We start from the raw sequence: 21518 nt of genomic DNA, 5'->3' as shown, positions 1-21518 counted from the left end.
CTGGAACTACTTTCGATGGGATGGTTTTCCCAGGGCAGGATAGTCATTTCTCATTCGAATAAGTTGCGTTGTCTCGCGACGGCGACCGCGACAAACCAAAAGCGGCGCAACTGATATACCTTGAATATTTCAAGTTGCATAAACAACACAGGAGAGTAAACATGAAAGCCAGTAAGAAAGCTTTCGGCGTTATGCCGGCGGCAATGACATTATGGCAAGCCGATCAGTCCTATGATAAAAAAGGCATGGAGAAATATCTTCGCTGGCTGATCGATCAAGGCGCGCACAGCTTATCGATCTGCGGTAGCACCGGCGAAAATATCGCGATGGAAATAAACGAGCAAAAAGCGATTATCGATCATGTCGTCAAATTTATTGACGGCGAGGTGCCGGTATATTGCGGTACCGGACGCTACGCAACGTTGCATACGGTTGAATTGAGTAAATTTGCCGAGGATGCCGGCGCTGACGGGGTAATGGTGATATTGCCTTTTTATCTCAATCCTCATAAACGCGCGGTGATGGAGCATTTCCGCGAGCTGCGTAAAAATATCGATATCGATATTATGATATACAACAATCCCTGGTTCGCCGGTTATGAACTGACCGTTCCGGAAATCACCACTTTACTGGACGAGGGCGTGGTGAATTCCATTAAAGCGGCCCATGGCGACGCCAACAGGGTCCATGAATTGAAATTTCATTGCGGTGATCGTTTGGATGTTTTCTATGGCCATGATTATGCCGCCATGGAAGGTCTATTGGCCCGAGCCGATGGATGGCTAAGCGGCTTTCCCGCCATTTTGCCAAAACCTTGCCGGCAATTATTCGATATTTGTTGCCTGGAGAAAGATGTGGAAAAAGCCAATCGGCAACAATATAAAATGCAGCCTTTTATTGATTATTTCTTTTATGACAAAACCGATGGCGTACCCCATTGGCAGGAAATTTGTAAATATGTTCTGGCCGCGCAGGGTCTGGAGGTGGGCTTGCCCCGCAAACCGTTAGGCGCCCTTGATGAACGGAATAAAAAGAAGGTCGATAAGTTGCTGGCGGAATTGCTCTAGCCCGGCGACAGCCGCCGTCTTTGACGAATCGGGCGGCAAGACGGCGCGCGCCGGCGAAAGGCCCATAAAAATCATGACGGCAAGGAGGCGCGTCCGCCGGCGGCTTTATCACACTTACCCACCCTACAACCCGGATCCGCGGAGAGTAAAATGAATATCGAGGGGAGTCAAACCACGCTCAACGCCGTCAACCTATCCTCGGCGCGGGATATGCGCAAGGTGGCGATGGCCAGCGCTATCGGCACCATGATCGAGTATTATGATTTCACGCTGTACACCACCGCCACCGCGCTGGTTTTCAATAAGATTTTTTTCCCCAGCTATGATCCCCTGATGGGATCGCTGGCCGCGTTCACCACCTATTTCGTCGGTTATTGCAGCCGGCCGCTGGGCGGGGTTATTTTCGGGCATTTCGGCGATCGGTTCGGGCGCAAAATCATGTTGCTGCTGACCCTGATGATCATGGGCATCGGCACATTTTTAATCGGCCTCATCCCGCCTTATGCGCAAATCGGCGTTTGGGCGCCGATCATGCTGGTCATACTGCGCATCCTGCAAGGTATCGGCATTGGCGGCGAATACGGCGGCGGCATGACCATGATGGTGGAGCACGCGCCGGCGGAAAAAAGGGGCTTTTACAGCTCGCTGGTGCATATCGGGGTTCCGGCCGGATTTTTAGTGCCGATTATCCTGATAGGCGTTCTGGAGAATACCCTGAGCCCGGACGGCTTTCTGAACTGGGGATGGCGGATCCCGTTCCTGCTGAGCCTGGCGTTGCTGGCGGTGGGCATTTTTATCCGGTTTCATATTGCTGAGACGCCGTCTTTCAAACGGGTGCTGCAAACCGGCGGCCGGGTAAATGTGCCGGCATTCGAGGCCATCAGGCATCATCGCCACAATATGCTGTTTGGCATTGGCGCCAAGGTGGCGGAAAGCGGCCTGTTTAACATCTATGCGGTGTTCGCCATCAGTTACGGCGTCAATGTGTTGAAACTGCCTAATACGCTGTTGCTGAACGGCGTATTACTGGCCTGTTTCCTGGAATGTTTTACCCTGCCGTTGTTCGGCGCGCTAAGCGATCGCTTCGGCAAACGCACTGTCTATTGCGCCGGAATGCTGTTCCAGGCCGTGCTGGCTTATCCGTTTTTCCTGCTGCTCGACAGCGGTTCGACGCCGCTTATCTATCTGGCCATCGCCGCCGGGCTGGCGCTGGGCCACGGTTCGGTCTATGGCGCCCAGGGCGCGTTTTTCTCGGCGTTGTTTCCGGCGAATATTCGATACAGCGGGTTGTCCATGGTACAGCAGATAGGACCTATCCTGGGCGGGGGGATTTCGCCCCTGGTGGCCACGGCATTATTGATTCGCTTTGGGGATCACGCCATGGTGACCGTCTATATGGCGGCCATCGCCCTGTTATCGGCGTTGTGCGCGCTGGCGCTGCGTCCGTCCCGCGAGGACGCCTGACCCGGTCAAAGAGGCATATCCGCCTGCCGACGGGCCCCATGGTCTCGCTGTCGTCGGCAACACCGCCCCATTCACTCGCCCCATTCACGTAATGTCGGCTTCGGCGACAGTCCATATTTTGCCCGTTCATTCAAAAAGAGTTTTGGCCTGTCGCCAAAGGTGTTTCGGCAAACATCGGCCAATCAGATCGCCATACAACCCTGCTATGGCACCCTATCCTCTCTGTAAAACGCTGCGGGCGCTTATTCGGCTGGCGGCGTGATATGAACGGATAGCCCATGCCCGTGCCGACGTCCAGCACAAACATTCAAGTGAATGTTTGCCAAAAACCACGCCGTCGTGGCGGAAACGCTGAAATCGGCCAATATAATGAAACATTACTGTATCACCCGCCAGCGAACGGGAACGGCCTTGCCCTGACCGCGATGCCGGACATGACCGGGATATCAACACGGCGAGCGACATGCAGGGCAAAGGCGCAACGGAACCTATGGCGGCGGGACAGGTCGTGGAAGCCCACGGCGGCCTGGGTAAATCCGCCCTATCGGCAGTCGCGGGCCAAGAAGTGGAAAGCCCCGCCGTTTACGGCGGGGAGCAGTCACAGTATAGTTTCGTTGGTCCATCAGCAATAATCGTTTGTACCCGATAGATTTCTCCTTGCGGACAGCGGGTATGACTCAACGTGAGAAGACGCATTATGTCCATGAGCTTTCGCTCCCTCTATCAGCATGGCTTTGCCCGGGTTGCGGCCTGCACCGTACCTTGCGCCCTGGCGGAACCCTCGGTTAACGCCCGCGCCGTCGCCGACGCGGCGACAAGTCTAGACGCCCAGGGCGTCGCGCTGGCCATTTTCCCCGAGCTGGCCCTTTGCGGCTATTCCATTGAAGATCTGTTATTGCAGGATGTCCTGCTGGACGCGGTGGAGCGCGCCGTCGGCCAGTTGCTGGCCGACAGCGCCGATCTGCGCACCATGCTGGTGGTGGGCGCGCCGCTGCGCCATGCCGGCCGGATTTACAATACCGCCCTGGTCATGCACCGGGGCAGGCTTTTAGGCATTGTGCCCAAATCCTACCTGCCCACTTATCGCGAATTTTATGAAAGGCGCCAGTGCGCGCCCGGCGACCAAAGCGCCGGCACCCTGCGCCTGGCGGGCCAGGACGTGCCCTTTGGACCGGATTTACTGTTTGCCGCGCAGGATGTGCCGGACTTCGTGCTGCATGTGGAAATTTGCGAGGATTTCTGGGTGCCCATTCCCCCCAGCGCCGAAGCCGCGCTGGCCGGGGCGACGGTCCTGGCCAATCTTTCCGGCAGCCCGATAACCATCGGCCGCGCCGATACGCGCCGGCAGTTGTGCCGTTCCCAGTCCCTGCGCTGCCTCGCCGCCTATCTTTACGCCGCGGCGGGCGTGGGCGAGTCCACCACGGAGGTGGCCTGGGATGGCCAATGCGTCATCTATGAAAACGGCGAGTTGCTGGCACAAACCCCGCGGTTTACCGATCAGGGCCAGTGGGCCATGGCAGATATCGATCTTGATCTGTTGCGCCAAGAACGGATACGGATGGGCACCTTCGACGACAACCGCCGAACCCATCAGGCGCGGGTCGGCGCGTTTCGCCGGGTGTCCTTCACCCTGGCGCCCCGCGACGCGGACTATGGCTTCGCGCGCAAGGTAGAACGCTTCCCCTTCGTCCCGGCCGATCGCGAACGCCTGTCCCAGGATTGCTACGAGGCCTATAATATTCAGGTAGCCGCCTTGACGCAGCGAGTGCGCGCCACGGGCGTCAAACGTATGGTGATTGGCGTGTCTGGGGGACTGGATTCGACCCAGGCGCTGATCGTGGCCACCAAGGCGGCGGACCGGATGCAGATGCCCAGGGAACATATCATCGCCTGCGCCTTGCCGGGATTCGGCACCGGCGATGAAACCCGCAAGAACGCCCTGAGCCTGATTCAATCCATCGGCGCCACCTATCGGGAAATCGACATCCGTCCCGCCGCCAACCAGATGCTGGCGGATATCGGCCATCCTTACGGCCGGGGCGAAAAAGTCTATGACGTCACTTTTGAAAACGTCCAGGCCGGCCTGCGCACCGATTACCTGTTCCGGCTGGCCAACCATGTCAACGGCATCGTGGTCGGCACCGGCGATCTGTCGGAAATGGCGCTGGGTTGGTGTACTTACGGCGTGGGCGATCAGATGTCCCACTATCATGTCAACGCCGGCGTGCCGAAAACCTTGATTCAGCACCTGATCCGCTGGGTTATCGCGTCGGGCCAATTCGACAAGACGGTGGCGGATACGCTGGAAGCCATACTGGCCACGGAAATCTCTCCGGAACTGGTGCCAGCCGACGCCGCCGGCGCCATGCAAAGCACCGAGGCCATCATCGGTCCCTATGACTTACAGGATTTCAATTTATTTTATACTCTGCGCTATGGCTTCCGGCCCTCGAAAATCGCCTTCCTGGCGTTGCACGCCTGGTCGGACGCCGCCGCCGGCGACTGGCCGCCCGGTTATCCCGACGCCAAGCGCCGCGCCTATCCGCTGCCCGAGATCCGTCGCTGGCTGCGGGTGTTCCTACACCGCTTCTTCACCCTGAGCCAATTTAAGCGATCCGCCTCGCCGAACGGCCCCAAGGTGACTGCCGGCGGCAGCCTGTCGCCGCGCGGCGATTGGCGCGCGCCTTCCGACGGCAATGCCCGGATCTGGATTGAGGAACTGGAATCCGGCGTACCGGAACAATAGCCGCCGCCGGCACGGCGGGTTTGCCCGCCCCCTGGCCGGCCCGTGCGGCGACATGCCCGCCGCCGGGCCGCGCCCATAGCCCGACGGCCCGTAACGACGGGGCCAGGTGCTGTCCAGGCCGCCATAAAATCGTCACAATTATGCTATTAAGACGTCATTTCCCCGTCATATCCTCCTTCCTCACTCTTTTGCGGCCTCTGGCGGGAACCCCATGATTTCAGCACTTACCCCCTGGCAACTGCGCGCGTTGGGCGATGTCGGCGCGCTTTATCAGGTGCCGTCCTTCAACGAAACGGCCGAGCCCGGCATCCTGCGTTTCGGCCTGATAGCCGACCCGCAATACGCCGACGCCGATATGTCCCACGGCCGCTATTACCGGCATAGCCTGCGAAAACTGGCCACGGCCATCGCCGGGCTAAACGAATGGCCGCTGGATTTCGTCGTCACCCTGGGAGATCTGGTGGATCGCGACTGGCAGAGTTTTCGCGCGGTCCAGCACGGCTATCAGGCCCTGCGCCATCCCCATGTCGTCGTCATGGGCAACCATGACGCCGCGGTCCTGTCACGCCGGCTGGCCGACCAGCATCCCCCGCTGGGACTGCCCAAGTTTTACTTCCAGTTCCGCATCGCCGGTTACCGCATTATCGCCATCGACGGCAACGATATCAGCCTGTATTGCAACCCGGCCAACGGCGACGACCGGCAACAGGCGCAGCGCATGCTGGCGCAATTGGCGGCCGAACAAAAACCCCAGGCGCAGGACTGGAACGGCGCGCTGAGCAACCGGCAACTGCAATGGCTGGAAACCTGCTTGCAGGACGCCCAGGACTGCCGTGAAACAATCGTGGCGCTGGGGCACTACCCCCTGGCGCCGGCCGGCCGGCATAATCTCTGGAACGACGAAACCGTGGCGGCGTTGTTATGCCGCCACCGGACCCGGGTCTATTTCGCCGGCCATCAGCACGGCGGCGCCTACCAACGTATCGCCGATACCGATTTCATCACCTTGAAAGGCATGGTGGACGGCGAAGACACGATCCCCTATGCCATCGTGGAACTCCGCGGACGGGAAATGACCCTAAGCGGCCATGGCCCGGAATTGAGCCGAATCCTGCCTTGATCTTCATGTACCCGCGCCGGCGATCCGTTGCGGATTGCCGCGGGCTTTTCTCTGGTTAAATCCCCCGCAGGCGAGTAATGTTGAAACATTATGGGACAGCGCTTGCGGGCCCCCTACAGATTCTTTTTTTGTTTTGAATCCAGGCTGGAGAAAAATTGATGACCGAGAAAAAAGCGACCCTTACCCTAAGCAGTCAACAGGCCCTGACGCTGGACCTTAATCAGGGGACGGCGGGCCCGGCCGCCCTGGACATTCGTCCTTTCGGCGCCGGGGATCTGTTTACCTATGACCCCGGTTTTACCCATACCGCCGGCTGCGAATCCGCCATTACCTACATCGACGCCCGGCACAGCGTGTTGCTGCATCGGGGATATCCGGTGGAACAGTTGGCCCAGTCCTGCTCCTTTCTGGAAGTCTGTTATATCTTGTTGCACGGCGAAGCGCCGAGCAAAGAAGAATACGGCGCGTTTACCGAAACCATCACCCGGCATACGCTAATCCACCAGCAAATCACCCGCATGTTCAGCGGGTTTCGCCGAGACTCCCATCCGATGGCGCTGATGTGCGCGGTGGTAGGGGCGCTGGCGGCTTTTTACCACGATCAGTTGGACGTCAATAACCCGGAACACCGGGAACTGGCGGCGGTCAGGCTACTGTCGAAAATGCCGACGCTGGCGGCGATGTGCTATAAATATTTCAGCGAACAGCCTGCGGTTTACCCCAAGAATTCCCTGTCCTATGCCGGGAATTTCCTGCATATGCTGTTCGCCATTCCGGCGGAGGACTACCAGGTCAATCCCGTGCTGGAACGCGCCATGAACCGCATCCTGATCCTGCATGCCGATCACGGCCAATGCCCCTCCACCACCGCGGTCAGGACCGCCGGCTCCTCCGGCGCCAATCCGTTCGCCTGCATCGCCGCCGGACTGGCGTCGCTATGGGGGCCGATGCACGGCGGGGCCAATGAAGCCTGCATGCGGATGCTGGAAGACATCAGCACCCTTGATCGCGTGCCGACTTTCGTCAACCGGGCCAAAGACCGCCATGATTCGTTCCGTCTGCTGGGTTTCGGCAACTCCGTCTACCACCATTTCGATCCCCGAGCGGCCATTTTGCGTAAAACCTGCCATGAGGTGCTCAGCGAGCTGGGCATGAAGGACGATTTGCTGCAAGTGGCCGTTGAACTTGAGCATATCGCCATGACCGACGCCTACTTCCTGGAAAACAAGTTATATCCCAGCGCCGATTTCTACACCGCCATCATACTGAAAGCCTTCGGTCTGCCGCCCAGCATGTTTACCGTGGTTTCGGCGGTGGGTCGCACCATCGGCTGGATAGCGCACTGGAACGAGCTGCACAGCCAGCCCGCCCAGATTTATCGTCCGCGTCAGGTCTATACCGGCCCGGCGCGCCGTGAATACCTCTCGAAACTGAAATAGCGCCGTCGGGGGATAAACATCGCTATCCCCCGCTTTTGGATTCTGACGACGGGCTCACTCACACTCTGCCGGCTGCGTGGTTATTCCGGCGGAGAAAAATAACCACATATTAATTGTGAGAATCAAATTCTCTCCGAGATTGTGATCAACTGAACACCACTTTGTGAAAGCGTTAAAAATAACGCGAATCCGGCGCCATCCATTTAGGCAAACGTCTAATGGAATACAACTCACTCGGTGAAATAATTTTCCTACGTATTTAATCTCAAAATAATGCGTGTTACCTCGCGGCCATCGCGAACGCCGCCAACAAAGAGGCAGCACGAAGTATGACGAGTATTGAGGTCGGGAATAGTAATCCCGAAATAAACCATGCTAAATCCTGATATCTTGATTACCGGCGCCCACGTGATTGATCCGACAAGAAAAGTTGATGAAATTGCTGATGTGCGCATTGTGGGCGATGCCATTATTGATCCGAAAACGCCGGTCACGTCGGCGACGATGAATATTGACGCTCGGGGTTATTATCTTTTTCCCGGTCTTATTGATTTCCATGCTCATGTATTTTCCCAGGGCACTGAATATGGCGTACCGGCCGATTTGGCCACGTTACCTTTTGGCGTCACCACCGTGGTGGATGCCGGTTCGGCCGGTTCGGCGAATTATGAACTTTTTCACCGGCAGATTATTTCCCAAAGCCAGGTGAGGATTAAAAGTTTTCTCGCTGTTTCGTCACCGGGCCAAACGTGGGACGAAGAAAATCAGGATCCGGCAAAATACGATATTGAAAAAATCAAAATGCTATTTCGCCGATATCCGGACAATTTGGCGGGCTTGAAACTTAAGCAGGAGCGGGGGGTGGTGGGCGAGCTTGGCGTCGAACCCATGCGGGCGTCCGTGGCCGTGGCGGAAGCACTGGGTTGCCCGGTGGCGGTGCATACCACCGACCCGGTGATCCCCGCCGACGAGCTGGCGCGCCTGTTCCGGCCGGGTGATATTTATGCCCATGCCTTCCATGGCAAAGGCAGCACGATTATCGGCGCCGACGGACATGTATTGGCCGGTATCCTTGAGGCCCGCCGTCGCGGCGTCATTTTCGATTGCGCCCACGGTCGCAGCCATTTTTCCCTGAAAACCGCCGGCCGGGCCATCGGCGAGGGTTTCTATCCGGATGTTATCAGCAGTGACTTGTCCCGTTTCAGCTTTAATAAGGCCCCGGCATTCAATTTGCCTTGGGTGATGTCGAAGTTGCTGGCGTTGGGCATGCCGCTATATGACATTGTGGCGGCCGTCACCGCCACGCCGGCCCGGCTGCTGAACCTGTCCTTTGACATCGGCACGCTGGCGCCAGGCGCTTGCGCCGATGTGGCGTTGTTTCGTCTGGCGGCCGGCCGGCCGGTGTTTGAGGATATCCACGGCGAGTCGTTGGTCGGGGAAAACCTTCTGATACCCCAAATCACCTGGCGCGCCGGCGAAATGGTCTATCGGCAAAACGGATTCGCACCACTTAATTGAGGATATTATAATGAACGCACGCTGGTTACGTATCGGCGGAACTTTGATGCTCGGCATGTTCGTCTCCTACATCGACCGAACCAATCTGTCGGTTTCGCTGCCTTCGGTGGCGCATGACCTGGGGTTTGGCGGCGCTTCGTTCGCCACGGTGTCGGGCTGGGTGCTTACCGCATTTCTCATAGGCTATATTTTCGCCAATATCTTCGGCGGTATTTTCACCTCGCGCAGCGATCCGAAAAAAGTCGCCATAATGATGATGGGGCTCTGGTCGCTGTCAACCCTTGTCACCGGCATGGCGCAATCCATTGTATTGCTGGTCATTTGCCGGCTTATCCTGGGGATTGCCGAAGGGATTTACTGGCCGCAGCAATCCCGTTTCGTCAAATTGTGGTTTTCGCCGAGCGAGCTGACCCGCGCCAATAGCGTTATCCAGTATTACGGCCAATTTCTGGCGCTGGGACTGGGGTTCATCATCCTCACGCCGATTCACGGCGCGCTGGGCTGGCGCAATCTGTTTTATCTGTGCGGCGGCATTGGTCTGGTCATCATGGTGCCGCTTTACGCCCGGACCCTGATGAATACCGCCGATGCGCCCTACCCCGAAAAACCCGCCGACAGTGCGCAGACGGACCGGCCCCGGCTGACGCTGGAGGCGTTCGGCGGTCTGTCCTTCGGGCTGGTCATTTTCACTTATCTGACGCAGGGCATGCTGTTTTGGGGCATCACCCTATGGATCCCGCTGGCGGTGAAATCCATCGGCTTCACCGGCATGGGCCAGGCCTTCGGCTCCGCGCTGCCCTACCTCGCCGCCGTCGTGCTGGCCGTTCCCATGGCCTATATCAGCGACAGAACCGGCAAGCGCATACTGATCGCCGCGCTGGGGCTGCTTATTCCGGGTTGTTTGCTGTTGCTGCTGCCCGAGGTGAATAACGGCTATCTCAAACTGGCGCTGATTACCATCGCCATGGGCTATTACGCCAGCAGTTTCACGCCCAACATCTGGTCGATCATTCAAAGCAATGTCCGGCCCCATGCCATCGGCGCGGCGGCGGGCATTGTCAACGGCGTGGGCGCCGGCGGCGGCGGTACCCTGGCCGGCCTGATGGTGGCCCGCATCTACGCCTCCACCGGCTCTTATATGTCCGGATTCATGATCCTGGGCGGGCTGGTGGCGCTGGGAGGCTTGTCCTTGCTGTGCTACGGTTACCTGCGCCGTCACCGGACAACCGACATACAAGGCGCCGGCATCAAGGCGTGATGCTCAGGGCGGCGAAACGGGCAACCGCTTTCGCCGTCCATCCCCCCGCCTCATCCCCGCCGGCCTTAGCGTGACAAAACTTTCACATCCCGCCCGGAAAAACGCGCTATTATAAAAAAGCCCATCGCCGGCCGTGTTCACACCCATGAAACGCCGCGGCGGCAAGACGGCCCATAAAAAGGCAATTTGTCGTAGTGAGAGTCTAGAATCGATTTGTGGGGATCCCCTGGCCGTTACCATGCAGACATCGCGTAATCTTCGTTCCACCGCCTGGCTCAGAGTGGTGGGCCTGACTCTAGCCGCTTTTATTTTTAATACCACCGAGTTCGTTCCCATCGGCCTGTTATCCGATATCGCCGCCAGCTTTTCCAAGACCGCCGCTCAAACCGGCCTGCTATTAACGGTCTATGCCTGGGGTGTGGCGCTGATGTCGCTGCCCTTCATCTTGCTGACCAGCCGCGTGGAGCGGCGCACGCTCTTGATGATCACCTTCACGGTGTTTATCGCCAGCCATGTGTTATCGTCCTTCGCCTGGAGTTTCGGCGTGTTGATGATATCCCGGCTGGGGGTGGCGGCGGCCCATGCCGTTTTCTGGTCCATCACCGCGTCGTTGGCGATGCGGGTGGCGCCGAGCGGCAAGAAAGCCCAGGCGCTGGGTTTGCTCAGCACCGGTACCGCGCTGGCGATGGTGCTGGGTTTACCGCTGGGCCGCATTATTGGCGAAGCGTTGGGCTGGCGCACCACGTTTATGATCATCGGTATCCTGGCGCTGATGATTATGCTGCTGCTGTTTAGACTGTTGCCGCCACTGCCCAGCCATCATTCCGGTTCGCTGAAAAGCGTCCCTGAACTGTTCCGGCGACCGGCGCTGGTGAGCATGTATTTGCTGGCGGTGACCGTGGTCACCGCTCACTATATCGCCTACAGCTATATCGAGCCGTTTTTGCAGCGCGTGGCCGGCATGGGTTCCGGTTTTACCACACTTATCTTGTTGATCTTCGGTGCGGCCGGCATTGCCGGCAGCCTGCTGTTTTCCCGGTTCAGCGCCCGCTATCCCTCGGGGGTGTTGCTCGTCGCCATCACCGTGCTGCTGGTTTGCCTGCTGCTGCTGCTGCCGGCGTCCGCCAGCAAAACCGGCATGATTGTCCTGACCCTGATTTGGGGCGGCGTCATGACGGCCATCGCGCTCAGTATGCAGGTAAAGGTGCTGAACCTGGCATCCGACGCCACCGATGTCGCCATGTCGCTGTTTTCCGGTATTTTCAACATTGGCATCGGTACCGGAGCATTACTGGGTAATCAGGTAAGCGAATTTATCGGCATGCGCGACATCGGGTTTATCGGCGCGCTATTCTGCGCGCTGGCGCTGGGACTGGGTGTTTTCATCACCCGACGCTTCGCCGATGTGGTCAACCGGGCCACGGACGATGCCGCGGAAAACACCGGCAACGCCACGGCCGGGGAATAGCGCCGCTCAGGGTTTTTCCGCCGTCGCGGCGCCGCCGGCGATGGAGCAGTCGGTCAGGATATGCCGCAGTTTTTCCTGCGACAGGGGTTTGGAAAACAAAAATCCCTGCAATTGGGTGCAACCGGCATCCACCAGGAATTGCTGCTGTTCTTCCGTTTCCACGCCCTCGGCGATCACTTCCAGATTCAGCTTCACACCCAAATTGGAGACGGCGGTAACGATAGCGGCGGTATCCTTCAGTTGCGTCACAAACTGCACAAAGGAGCGATCGATTTTCACGCTGTCCACCACAATATCTTTTAGCAGACTGAGGCTCGAATAGCCGGTACCGAAATCGTCCAGGGCGATGCGCACGCCGGCCTGGCGCAGTTCCGCCAATTGCTCTTTGCTATTGGCGTCGGAGTTCATGATGGCGGTCTCGGTCAATTCCAGCTCCAGCCTGTGCGGCGGAAACGTCTCCTCCGCCAGCAACTCCAGCACCATCCGCGCGAAAGCGCCATCGCGCAACTGTACCGGCGAAACATTGACCGACAGGGAGAGATCCCCGTATTTAAGTATTTCCCGGCAGGCCATGCGCAAGATCATCTTGCCCAGCGGAATGATAAGGCCCGTCTCTTCGGCCAGCGGCACAAACTGCACCGGCGAAACGGCGCCGAGTTCGTCATCTTCCCAGCGCGCCAGGGCCTCCACGCCGATAATCTGATTATCCGCCGCGCGAACCAGGGGCTGATAAGCGCAACTGATGCCGGTCCGCTGGCTCAGCGCCGTCGCCAGGGCCTTTTCCATGCGCCGTTTGCGGGTTAGGCTGGCATCCAGCGACTCGGAATAGAAACAATAGATATTTTTGCCCTGATGCTTCGCGTCATACAGCGCGGCGTCCGCTTTGCGCAACAGCGCGCCGGCGGTAATGTCCGTCGGGGTAATCAGTGTGACGCCCACGGATACCGTAACGAAGGACGAGGCGCCCGTCAGCGTGAACGGCGACTGGGTCAGTTTGATCATTCGCTGACACAGGTGCTCAGCGTCCTGCCGGCGCGTCTCGCCGTCCAACAACAGCGCGAACTCGTCGCCGCCCATCCGCGCCGCCAGACTGTTTTGCGGCGCGACATGCTGCAACCGCCGGGCAAATTCACTCAAGACGAAATCTCCGGCCGGGTGGCCGTAGGTATCGTTAATGTTTTTGAACCCGTCGAGATCCATGAGCATCAAAATGCCGCCGTTTTGTCCGCCATCATCGCGCAGCGCCACCGCGTGGCTAAGTTGCTCGTTGAGGGCCGTGCGGTTATGCAGGCCGGTAAGGATGTCGTGGTAGGCCAGATAACGGGTTTGCGCCTCCGACTCGCGCAACACGGTGATATCGTGCAGTGATATCAGCAAATACGGCAGGTCGCTTAAGATAAGCCGCGAAATGCGCACCATGATATAGACATATTTGTTGTCCGGCCCAGGCACCCTCACCCGCTCTTCATATTCCAAGGATTCGCCGGTCTCCATGACGTATTTGTCCCGTTCCTTGATATGCGCCACCAACTGATCTTCCAGCCCATCCAACGCCGTTTGACCAATGAGTTCTTCGGCCGGTTTATCGAACAACTCGCAAGCCTTGCGGTTGAGGAATACCAGCTGATATTGCCGGTCTTTCAGGAATGTGGCGTCAGGCAACGCATTGAGCACCGCCTGGCAAACGTCGAGTTTATTGAACATGACAAGGGTGTCCCCAGACTCGTTAGCGCTAATACCAAGCTTAGCAGAACTTTGCCCGACCGAGCATCGCCTTCAGGGTTCAAATTGCCCCAGTTCCCGTTGCAACTGACGATTGTACGCCAGGCGCCGTTCCACCGACGGGCCCAGTTGTTCCACCACCGCCGATAACATCAGGTTAAACAGGCAACTGAGCGGGGACAGGGCATCCCAGAATTGTCCGGTATCGGTTTTCAACTGCAACAAATCCGCCGGGAAATCCCTGGCCCAGGGGCAATAAATATCGGTGATAAGCGCCAGCGGCAATCCCCGCTGGTCGGCGGCCTGGCATAATCGCCGCGCCATGACCGAATAGGCGCGGGTATCGGTTACCACCAAATAAGGTTGGTGGAACTCGGAATTCAGCGATTCAACATAAGTGCCGGACAATCCATCGGCGAACCAGACGCGCGGACGCAAATATTCCAGTTGGCTGAAAAAGGCGTTGGCCATGCCCCGGGTCGACTGGATGCCAATCACGAATACCGCATCGGCGGTGGCCAGCCGCCGGCATATCCTGGCAAACACCTCGCCTTCGGCCAGATGGTAGACATGCTCGATGGCCGCCAGTTCCAAATCCCGCGATTGCCCCAATTTGCGCGATCGCGGTTGATCGCTGCGCTGGCGGTAGGCGGCAAGGCGGTCGGTCACGCCCCAGGTCTGATACGCCGTCCCGTTCTCCTGGCGCAGGTCCCGCTTCACGTCATCGAGATTCTGGTAGCCGAGACGGCGCAGATAGCGGCCGACGGTGATGCCGCTGGTATTGGCGCCGCGGGCAATGCTGTGGGCGGTTTCAAAGGGAATTTGTTCAAGATTGGCCAGCAACCAGCCGGCGACGCGCTTGCCGGCGGGCGTTTGCTCGCTGAAAGACGCTTCGATACGGGCGGCGACGGTGGATTTTGGTAATGAATAAGCCATGTTATGCGGGTGTCATCACTGTGATGTCCGTTATATCGATACCCATTATTGATACCGATTGCAGATTCTATGCCAGGGTTTTTCAACCCGTGAGAATCCTTAACAATGCTTTTACCCGGCAGGACGCGCCCTTGACCTGGCGGGCGGCAAGTCATCCCCTTTCGGCGCGCCGGCGGCGGATCTGGCGGTGGCGGACGCTGCCTAAGGGGCCGGCGGGCAAGCGCGCGGCGGCAAGCTGTTAGCGCGCCGAAAGAGTGCCCATTCACCAAAATGGGGCATCGACGGCACCGGTTCAGTGCCGGCAACCCATAAACAGGCAATGGGAAATATGACGAATGTAATCGTTTGCGTATATAATGCGCCTGCTTCAGGCTGGGCCGCCGATGAAGTTGCGGCAAAGGGATGGCATAGCTATTGCTAGGGCTGTGCAGACAATTTCACTGAGAAAACTTCCATGTTAGAAAAAATTTTCCAACTCAAGGTTCATGGCACCAACGTGCGAATCGAAATTTTGGCAGGGCTAACCACGTTTTTGGCAATGGCATACATTCTGTTCGTCAATCCATCAATACTGAGCGCCACCGGTATGGATAAAGGATCGGTGTTCGTGGCCACCTGTCTGGCCGCCGCCATCGGTTCGGCGCTCATGGGCTTTATCGCCAACTACCCCATCGCCCTGGCGCCGGGCATGGGCCTCAATGCCTTCTTCACCTACACGGTGGTGCTGCATATGGGCTACACTTGGCAGGTGGCGCTTGGCGCGGTATTCCTTTCGGCGCTGATCTTTTTCGCCTTATCGATTTTCAAAATCCGCGAATGGATTATCCGCAGCATCCCGCTGCCGCTGCGTTCCGGTATCGCCGCCGGAATCGGTTTGTTTTTAGCGCTGATCGCCCTGGAAAGTTCCGGCATCGTGGTGGGCAACCCGGCCACCCTGGTGGGCATCGGCGATGTCACCAAAAGCGGCCCGCTGCTGGCCATGCTGGGCTTCGTCATCATCGTCACGCTGGAAGCGCGGCGGGTGCCCGGCGCGGTGCTTATCGGCATTCTGGCGGTCACTTTCATTTCCATCGGCCTGGGCGTCAGCCCCTTCGCCGGCGTGCTGTCCATGCCGCCGTCCATCGCCCCGACTTTCCTGCACCTGGACATTCGTGGCGCGTTGAACGTTTCTTTAGTCAGCGTGGTGTTCGCGTTCTTGTTCGTTGACGTGTTCGATAACTCCGGCACCCTGATAGGCGTCACCAAACGCGCCGGCCTGGCCGACGAAGACGGCAACATTCCCAAAATGGGCAAGGCCCTGGTGGCCGACAGCGCCGCGGCCTTGTTCGGTTCGCTGCTCGGCACATCCACCACCACCAGCTATATTGAATCGGCGGCGGGCGTCAGCGCCGGCGGCCGTACCGGCCTGACCGCCATTGTGGTGGGCATCCTGTTCCTGCTGAGCCTGTTCTTCGCCCCGCTGGCCTCCAGCGTGCCGGCTTTCGCCACCGCCCCGGCCCTGCTGTTTATCGCCGTACTGATGACCTCGGGCCTGGCCGAAATCGACTGGCGGGACGTTACCGTGGCCGCGCCGGTGACCGTCACCGCCCTGACCATGCCCTTGACCTACTCCATCGCCAACGGCATCGCGTTCGGTTTTATCACCTGGACCGTGGTGAAACTCCTGAGCGGCCGTTTCCGCGACTTGAACGCCGCGTTGGTTATTTTGTCCATTCTGTTTGTTATCAAGCTGGGTTGGCTTAGCGCCTGATCCCGGTTCCTAACGCCGGCGGCCGTTATTTTATTGCAACCGTCGGCGGCGCTTTTACCGGCGGGTAAGCAAATTCCGGCGCGGAATACGCCCACAGATACAGCGAGGCGGTCGTGCCGTAAGGCGAATAGCGGCGCCGGTAGCGCTCAAACCGTTCGCGGGGCAGTTCCCGGTGGCGGTAAAGGTTCATCATGCCCCGACGAATCGCCAAATCGCCCCAACTCACCACGTCGGGACGGCCCAGGGAAAAAATCATCAGCATCTCCGCCGTCCAGACGCCAATCCCCGGCAGACGGGAGAGCGCCGTAATCACCTGCTGATCGCTGTAGCCGCCGACGGCCGCCAGGTCCAGTTCACCGCTCATAACCGCCGTGGCCGCGCCCTTGATATATAATGCCTTTTTCATGGACATCCCGCACGACTGGATTTGCTCGGCCGTTAAAGCCTCAATGGCCGACGACGTGATCACGCCGCCGGCCATCGCCGCCAACCGGCCGTGTACGGTGATGCCGGCCTTGGTGGAAATTTGCTGATCGACGATAGCGCGCACCAGCGCAGCGAACAGGTCCGGTACCAAGGGACGGGCTATCATGCCGACACGCTCGATGGCCTGCGCCATGCGCTTGTCCCTTTTCGCCAGCCACGACAGCTCCACGGCGCCATATTCGAAATAGTTCATAGTGTTTGCTCTCGGTTTTTTTTCGCCGTTGAATGATGCATGGGGCGCGGAGCGTCAATGCCGCGCCCGGCCGGCGGCGGGAATTGTTTAGCGCGCCGGGGGGCTGTAGGATAGCATGATACCCGTCATACGAGGCTAGCAGCATGAAACCACGGAAAGTCATGATAATAGGCGCAGGCAATGTGGGTTCTTCGGCCGCCTATGCGTTGCTGAACCAGCAAATTTGCGAAGAATTGATCCTGGTGGATCTTAACCGGTCGCTGGTGGAAGGCCATCGCAGCGATTTGGCCGATGCGGCGGCCTATATGGCCAGCCGCATCGACATCAGCGCCCGGCCGGCCACGGCGTGCGCCGATGTGGACATCGCGGTGATTACCGTCTCCGGCGGCGCGCTGAAACCCGGCCAGACCCGGCTGGATGAATTGAACGCCACCGCCCGCATCGTCGGCAATATCGTGCCGGAAATGATGCGCAACGGCTTTAAGGGCATTTTTCTGGTGGCGACCAACCCCTGCGATGTCATTACCTATCAGGTATGGAAGCTGTCCGGGCTGCCGCGCCATCAAGTGTTGGGCACCGGGGTCTGGCTGGACACCACCCGGTTGCGCAGGATCCTGGCCGAGCATCTGGACATCGCGGCCCAGAGCGTGGATGCCTTTATTCTCGGCGAACACGGCGACACCCAATTCCCGGTCTGGTCGCATTCCTCGGTTTATGGCATGACGCTGAACGAATACAGCCGGGCGAAGACCGGCAAAGAACTGGATTTCGCCGCCATGAGCGACCGCACGCGCCAACTGGGCTTTGAAATATACTCGCAAAAAGGCTGCACCGAATATGGCGTCGCCGGCACCATCGCCGAGATTTGCCGTAACCTGTTCACCAGCAGCCATCGGGCGCTGACCGTGTCATGCGTGCTGGACGGCGAATACGGCCATAGCGGCCTGGCTATCGGCGTTCCGGCGGTATTATCGCAGCAAGGCGTGGACCAGATCATCGAGCTGGATCTTGACGACCAGGAGCGGCGGCATTTTGATGACTCGGCCGCCGTGCTCAAAACCCATATACAGCGTCTGGCGATAGTCCATCATTGATAGGATCCGCCCGGCGCCTCGTGCCCGCGCCGGGCGACCGCCGCCCCCGATTGCTTATTGCGCAAAAATCGCCTGACAATGCGTTTGAGCCGTTTTTTCAGCACGTCGTACTTAATAAAACGGTATGCGCCATGATTGCCGTCCGACCCCGGCTGGCAATCATGCCCGCTGCCGGCAATGGTGCCGTCATAGGAGGGGATGACCCGGTGCAAATGCCGGCATGGGCAATGGGCCGGCGCAATATATCGCGCGCAAAGCGAATTGGGGCATAGGAGATTGGGTTTTGGAAATACCGGCGATGCGCTCGGAAGATAGCGCGTCGATAATGATTTTTGCAATAAAGAAATCGATAGCTTGGGCGATCCTAACGATTGAATCAAAATCATTAACGATATTAAGAATAATGTTGAGCGTAATATTACGCCGAGCTGTTTTTTTCTGGTAATCATGAAATAACTTACCTACAGTTTAGGGCCTATCCCGGTAGACGTTACCGACGCAACCAGCCTGGTTACCGACAGCGCGCCGAAGACCCGCCGCTGGCGGGGCGCCTTCGTTTCCAATGAATGTGTCACGCTCTGTCCGCCGCGATGCAACTCGACGTATTTAGAGTATAGGTATACTTATCTCTTTGGTATTAATATAAGATTAATTGTCGCTATAATTGAAAACAATATTATGTAAATCACCTTGCGCTTACTTAATAAAAAACATTCTACGGTCTGCCCGGTAATCTTATTCACAACAGGCGACATATGCAATGCTTTACGACGCAATTTCATTGTTCGGGAATTAAGGCGGTAATAAGCCAATTGAGGATATTTCTGGTAGCTATTTCTAATATCAAACATCATTAACCCAAAAATACCGCACGCATCGCGGGGGCGGCGACCCAGCCCCCCCCGCGACGGGGGAGGGTGAGAGACATTCCGCCCCTCATCTAGACTCGTCATACTTCAAATGCGCTCTTTGTCAGGGGGCGCCCCTTCTCGCGGCCAGGGTCGCCCCGTGGCTTGCGCAGTCAGGCTGAAGGCGTACCGGAAGGGGAATTGGCGGAAACCATGGCCTTGACCTCGCCGATAGCTTTGAGTTTCTTCGACAGCTCGCGACGCTCTTTCGACAATTCGGCATTCTTGATGATGTAATCGTCGACCCGGTCTTCATAATCGTTGCGCATGCTGGCGATAATGGCGAGCACCTCGTCAATGCTCATACCCGGTTTGATATAGTCGCTTAGGTTATCCAGCAGCAGCACCCGCTTCTGGTTATCGCGAATTTTCCGCTCATTATCGGCGATTTCCCGCTGTAGCTTGTTTTTTCGGCGAAACATCCGCACAAATTCCAGCACGTCCTGGAAAGAAGGTTTGATGTGTTCCATTTTCATATCCTTGTTTGAGTCATAGGCTGAATAAGGCGCAATCTATACTCTGAATAGTCTGCATGGCATCGCGGCGGCGACTTGAAGTATGACGAGTATAACAGGTTTTAAGTTCAGTCTACAGAGTAGTCGTTCTCCCTCCCGCGCAATGGCTTAACGGCGTTTGACCTGTTTATGCCCGCCGTCTCCCGACCTCAATCGGACACCTCCGGCAGGGGCCTGCGCAACGCCTGGCAAAGCAGTTGCGCCATTTGCTCAAGCTGCCCGGTCAGTTGCAGACTCAACCAGACATAACCGAATATCGGCGCCTCGACCTGTTCGCGCCGGCTGGCCTGCTCCATCAGTTGCCTGAGTTCGGCGGCGATGGCGTCCAATTCGCCCTGCCGGGCGGCAATGGGCGCCGGATTGCCCTGGCGCAATGCCTCGGCCAGCGCCATCAAGGCGTGCATCGTCACCCGCTGGGTGCTGCGCAGAGTCTGGGCGTTGAGCAGGATAAAATGGCTTTCCCGCGACGCCCACCAGGCGTCAATCTGTAATTCCAGAACGCAAACGCTATTTCGGCACATGATCTGGATTTTATCGAAGACATCCTTACCAATGGCGCTTTCCCTACTGGACGGCGTCGCCAACGCCGCCATCTTCACGACATCGTTCAACAGCTTTTTCAGGCGGTTTTCCAGCCGCGGACGTTCAATGACGTTCGGCGAAACATAAGCGGCGTAGATGACCCCCAGCGCGTCCAGATTGGCGCTCATCTGCATCCGCCAATGAATAAAGGCCCGCTGGGGATAAATACTGGCAAACATCAAGGCCAGCAGCGAGCCGATAATGACATCGCCGCTGCGCCACAGGGCGGTTTGCATATCGCCGGGGCCGGCGCCGCACACCACCGCCAGGGTGATGCCGATAAGCAGCGCCATGTAGGGCCGCTTGCCGAGCGTCAGGTAGCCGCAAACAAACATGACCGCCCCGCACCAAGCCAGCATAATGGGCAATGAAAACAGTTCCAGTCGCAGCGCGATAAGCCCCGAGGCCGCGCCGAAGATCGTTCCGGCGATGCGCTGCATGGCGCGTTGCACCACATTTCCCCAGAACGAAATGGGTCCCATGACCACCACCAGGGTAATCAGCGGCCAGGTCCGCTCGGGAATATCCAAAAACCGTATAATCAGGAAGGTCAGCACAAACGCCAAGCCGATACGTAATCCGTGGGTGACCCGATAGTGCCGGTAAATGAAGTTTTCCAGGGAGGAAATTTGTCTGTCTAAACGCACAACGTTACAGCCTGCAATCACAAAGCGGGCTGCCATTCTAATAGATCCCGCCGCTTTTCACATCATTCATTTGTATTATGTATACTCTCAATACGTCGAGTCGCGGCGGCCGGTGGCCGACACCTTCGCCGGCAACGAAGGTGAACCGTCCTTGATGGGTTTTGTCGCCGGCGGACGCACTTGGGCGGATCGTAGGCTATGCGCCTGGGAATGCTGGGACGCCTTGTCCCTCGTCATATCCAGAAGCAGAACTGACGCTGTGATTGGGATGAACGAACGAGGACACTAGTGTGCCCCGTAACTATTTTTAGTACAATCTGTTCTATGATTTACCCACAAAAAGTCCTTTAATTTGGCTCGTTACGATTCCCCCGATGAGGCATGGGCCCTGATTTCTCCCATGCTGCCACCTGAAAGAGGCTCTTCCAAAGGCGGGCGTCCTTACTTTGCGCTTTGCGCACAGACACGTCATGAATGGCATTTTTTGGGTACTTTGCTCTGGCGCTCCCTGGCGGGATTTACCTGAACGTTATGGTCACTGGAAGACGATTTACAATCGCTTTAATCGGTGGTCTAAAGCGGGAGTAATGAGCAGTATTTTCAAT

16 protein-coding genes and 1 pseudogene are annotated in these 21518 nt (G+C 57.9%); 11 read left to right on the top strand and 6 right to left on the bottom strand.

The features are described 5' to 3' along the window. The first annotated feature begins 161 nt into the window (after nt 1-161). The 8 genes from FCN80_RS14915 (at nt 162) to FCN80_RS14880 (ending at nt 12080) form a co-directional block, all read left to right on the top strand. Nucleotides 162-1067 carry a dihydrodipicolinate synthase family protein gene (locus tag FCN80_RS14915; RefSeq protein ID WP_136990966.1) on the top strand — a complete coding sequence of 302 codons (906 nt, stop codon included), beginning with the start codon at nt 162-164 and terminating at the stop codon, nt 1065-1067. 150 nt (nt 1068-1217) lie between these two features. After that, entirely contained in the window at nt 1218-2531 is a 1314-nt protein-coding gene (locus FCN80_RS14910; RefSeq protein ID WP_136990965.1) for an MFS transporter, read from the top strand. A gap of 703 nt (nt 2532-3234) precedes the next feature. Further along, a complete protein-coding gene (locus FCN80_RS14905; protein WP_136991030.1) occupies nt 3235-5277 on the top strand; it encodes an NAD(+) synthase in 2043 nt (680 codons plus the stop codon). A 211-nt stretch (nt 5278-5488) separates the two neighbouring features. Continuing rightward, nucleotides 5489-6397 carry a metallophosphoesterase gene (locus FCN80_RS14900; protein ID WP_136990964.1) on the top strand — a complete coding sequence of 303 codons (909 nt, stop codon included), beginning with the start codon at nt 5489-5491 and terminating at the stop codon, nt 6395-6397. Between the two features lie 158 nt (nt 6398-6555). Then, the gene (locus FCN80_RS14895) at nt 6556-7836 is read left to right on the top strand and encodes a citrate synthase (protein WP_136990963.1); all 1281 of its coding nucleotides are present in this window, start codon (nt 6556-6558) and stop codon (nt 7834-7836) included. Nucleotides 7837-8208: 372 nt separating this feature from the next. Further along, entirely contained in the window at nt 8209-9354 is a 1146-nt protein-coding gene (locus FCN80_RS14890; protein WP_136990962.1) for a metallo-dependent hydrolase, read from the top strand. A 10-nt stretch (nt 9355-9364) separates the two neighbouring features. Continuing rightward, nucleotides 9365-10612: an MFS transporter gene (locus FCN80_RS14885; RefSeq protein WP_136990961.1), complete on the top strand. Its 1248-nt coding sequence runs from the start codon at nt 9365-9367 to the stop codon at nt 10610-10612. 238 nt (nt 10613-10850) lie between these two features. Beyond that, complete coding sequence (locus tag FCN80_RS14880) at nt 10851-12080, top strand: sugar transporter (RefSeq protein ID WP_136990960.1); 1230 nt, start codon at nt 10851-10853, stop codon at nt 12078-12080. A gap of 6 nt (nt 12081-12086) precedes the next feature. On the opposite strand, the gene FCN80_RS14875 is transcribed toward FCN80_RS14880, so the two are convergent. Continuing rightward, a complete protein-coding gene (locus FCN80_RS14875; RefSeq protein ID WP_136990959.1) occupies nt 12087-13784 on the bottom strand; it encodes a sensor domain-containing protein in 1698 nt (565 codons plus the stop codon). Nucleotides 13785-13856: 72 nt separating this feature from the next. Beyond that, nucleotides 13857-14738: a MurR/RpiR family transcriptional regulator gene (locus FCN80_RS14870; RefSeq protein ID WP_136990958.1), complete on the bottom strand. Its 882-nt coding sequence runs from the start codon at nt 14736-14738 to the stop codon at nt 13857-13859. A gap of 454 nt (nt 14739-15192) precedes the next feature. Here FCN80_RS14870 and FCN80_RS14865 point away from each other — a divergent pair, with 454 nt between their 5' ends. Further along, entirely contained in the window at nt 15193-16488 is a 1296-nt protein-coding gene (locus FCN80_RS14865; protein ID WP_136990957.1) for an NCS2 family permease, read from the top strand. 25 nt (nt 16489-16513) lie between these two features. Here the strand turns inward: FCN80_RS14865 and FCN80_RS14860 are convergent, their stop codons facing one another. After that, nucleotides 16514-17167: a DNA-3-methyladenine glycosylase family protein gene (locus tag FCN80_RS14860; RefSeq protein WP_136990956.1), complete on the bottom strand. Its 654-nt coding sequence runs from the start codon at nt 17165-17167 to the stop codon at nt 16514-16516. 143 nt (nt 17168-17310) lie between these two features. Between FCN80_RS14860 and FCN80_RS14855 the strand changes: the two genes are divergently transcribed. Next, nucleotides 17311-18261: an L-lactate dehydrogenase gene (locus tag FCN80_RS14855; protein WP_136990955.1), complete on the top strand. Its 951-nt coding sequence runs from the start codon at nt 17311-17313 to the stop codon at nt 18259-18261. Here FCN80_RS14855 and FCN80_RS14850 read toward each other — a convergent pair. From FCN80_RS14850 to FCN80_RS14840, 3 genes are all read right to left on the bottom strand, one after another. Further along, nucleotides 18255-18473 (bottom strand): hypothetical protein, encoded by a 219-nt coding sequence (locus tag FCN80_RS14850; RefSeq protein ID WP_136990954.1) that lies wholly within the window; start codon nt 18471-18473, stop codon nt 18255-18257. The two genes, FCN80_RS14855 and FCN80_RS14850, sit on opposite strands and share 7 nt — an antisense overlap. Before the next feature lie 809 nt (nt 18474-19282). Continuing rightward, nucleotides 19283-19639 (bottom strand): DUF496 family protein, encoded by a 357-nt coding sequence (locus FCN80_RS14845; protein WP_136990953.1) that lies wholly within the window; start codon nt 19637-19639, stop codon nt 19283-19285. Nucleotides 19640-19833: 194 nt separating this feature from the next. Continuing rightward, nucleotides 19834-20913 carry an FUSC family protein gene (locus FCN80_RS14840; protein WP_136990952.1) on the bottom strand — a complete coding sequence of 360 codons (1080 nt, stop codon included), beginning with the start codon at nt 20911-20913 and terminating at the stop codon, nt 19834-19836. A 352-nt stretch (nt 20914-21265) separates the two neighbouring features. On the opposite strand from FCN80_RS14840, the pseudogene FCN80_RS14835 reads away from it, so the two are divergent. Further along, nucleotides 21266-21518, top strand: a pseudogene (locus FCN80_RS14835) (transposase); the annotation flags it as partial.

Origin of the sequence: Martelella alba, assembly GCF_005217455.1 — a bacterium.
GTDB lineage: Bacteria > Pseudomonadota > Gammaproteobacteria > Enterobacterales > Enterobacteriaceae > Acerihabitans.
Note: the sequence above shows the minus strand (reverse complement) of the source record. Positions and strands in the feature narration are given on the sequence as shown.

Bases quoted from the DNA above. Each gene is read 5' to 3' on its own strand.
- FCN80_RS14915 (WP_136990966.1), top strand. From the start codon at position 162: ATGAAAGCCAGTAAGAAAGCTTTCGGCGTTATGCCGGCGGCAATGACA.
- FCN80_RS14910 (WP_136990965.1), top strand. From the start codon at position 1,218: ATGAATATCGAGGGGAGTCAAACCACGCTCAACGCCGTCAACCTATCC.
- FCN80_RS14905 (WP_136991030.1), top strand. From the start codon at position 3,235: ATGAGCTTTCGCTCCCTCTATCAGCATGGCTTTGCCCGGGTTGCGGCC.
- FCN80_RS14900 (WP_136990964.1), top strand. From the start codon at position 5,489: ATGATTTCAGCACTTACCCCCTGGCAACTGCGCGCGTTGGGCGATGTC.
- FCN80_RS14895 (WP_136990963.1), top strand. From the start codon at position 6,556: ATGACCGAGAAAAAAGCGACCCTTACCCTAAGCAGTCAACAGGCCCTG.
- FCN80_RS14890 (WP_136990962.1), top strand. From the start codon at position 8,209: ATGCTAAATCCTGATATCTTGATTACCGGCGCCCACGTGATTGATCCG.
- FCN80_RS14885 (WP_136990961.1), top strand. From the start codon at position 9,365: ATGAACGCACGCTGGTTACGTATCGGCGGAACTTTGATGCTCGGCATG.
- FCN80_RS14880 (WP_136990960.1), top strand. From the start codon at position 10,851: ATGCAGACATCGCGTAATCTTCGTTCCACCGCCTGGCTCAGAGTGGTG.
- FCN80_RS14875 (WP_136990959.1), bottom strand. From the start codon at position 13,784: ATGTTCAATAAACTCGACGTTTGCCAGGCGGTGCTCAATGCGTTGCCT.
- FCN80_RS14870 (WP_136990958.1), bottom strand. From the start codon at position 14,738: ATGGCTTATTCATTACCAAAATCCACCGTCGCCGCCCGTATCGAAGCG.
- FCN80_RS14865 (WP_136990957.1), top strand. From the start codon at position 15,193: ATGTTAGAAAAAATTTTCCAACTCAAGGTTCATGGCACCAACGTGCGA.
- FCN80_RS14860 (WP_136990956.1), bottom strand. From the start codon at position 17,167: ATGAACTATTTCGAATATGGCGCCGTGGAGCTGTCGTGGCTGGCGAAA.
- FCN80_RS14855 (WP_136990955.1), top strand. From the start codon at position 17,311: ATGAAACCACGGAAAGTCATGATAATAGGCGCAGGCAATGTGGGTTCT.
- FCN80_RS14845 (WP_136990953.1), bottom strand. From the start codon at position 19,639: ATGGAACACATCAAACCTTCTTTCCAGGACGTGCTGGAATTTGTGCGG.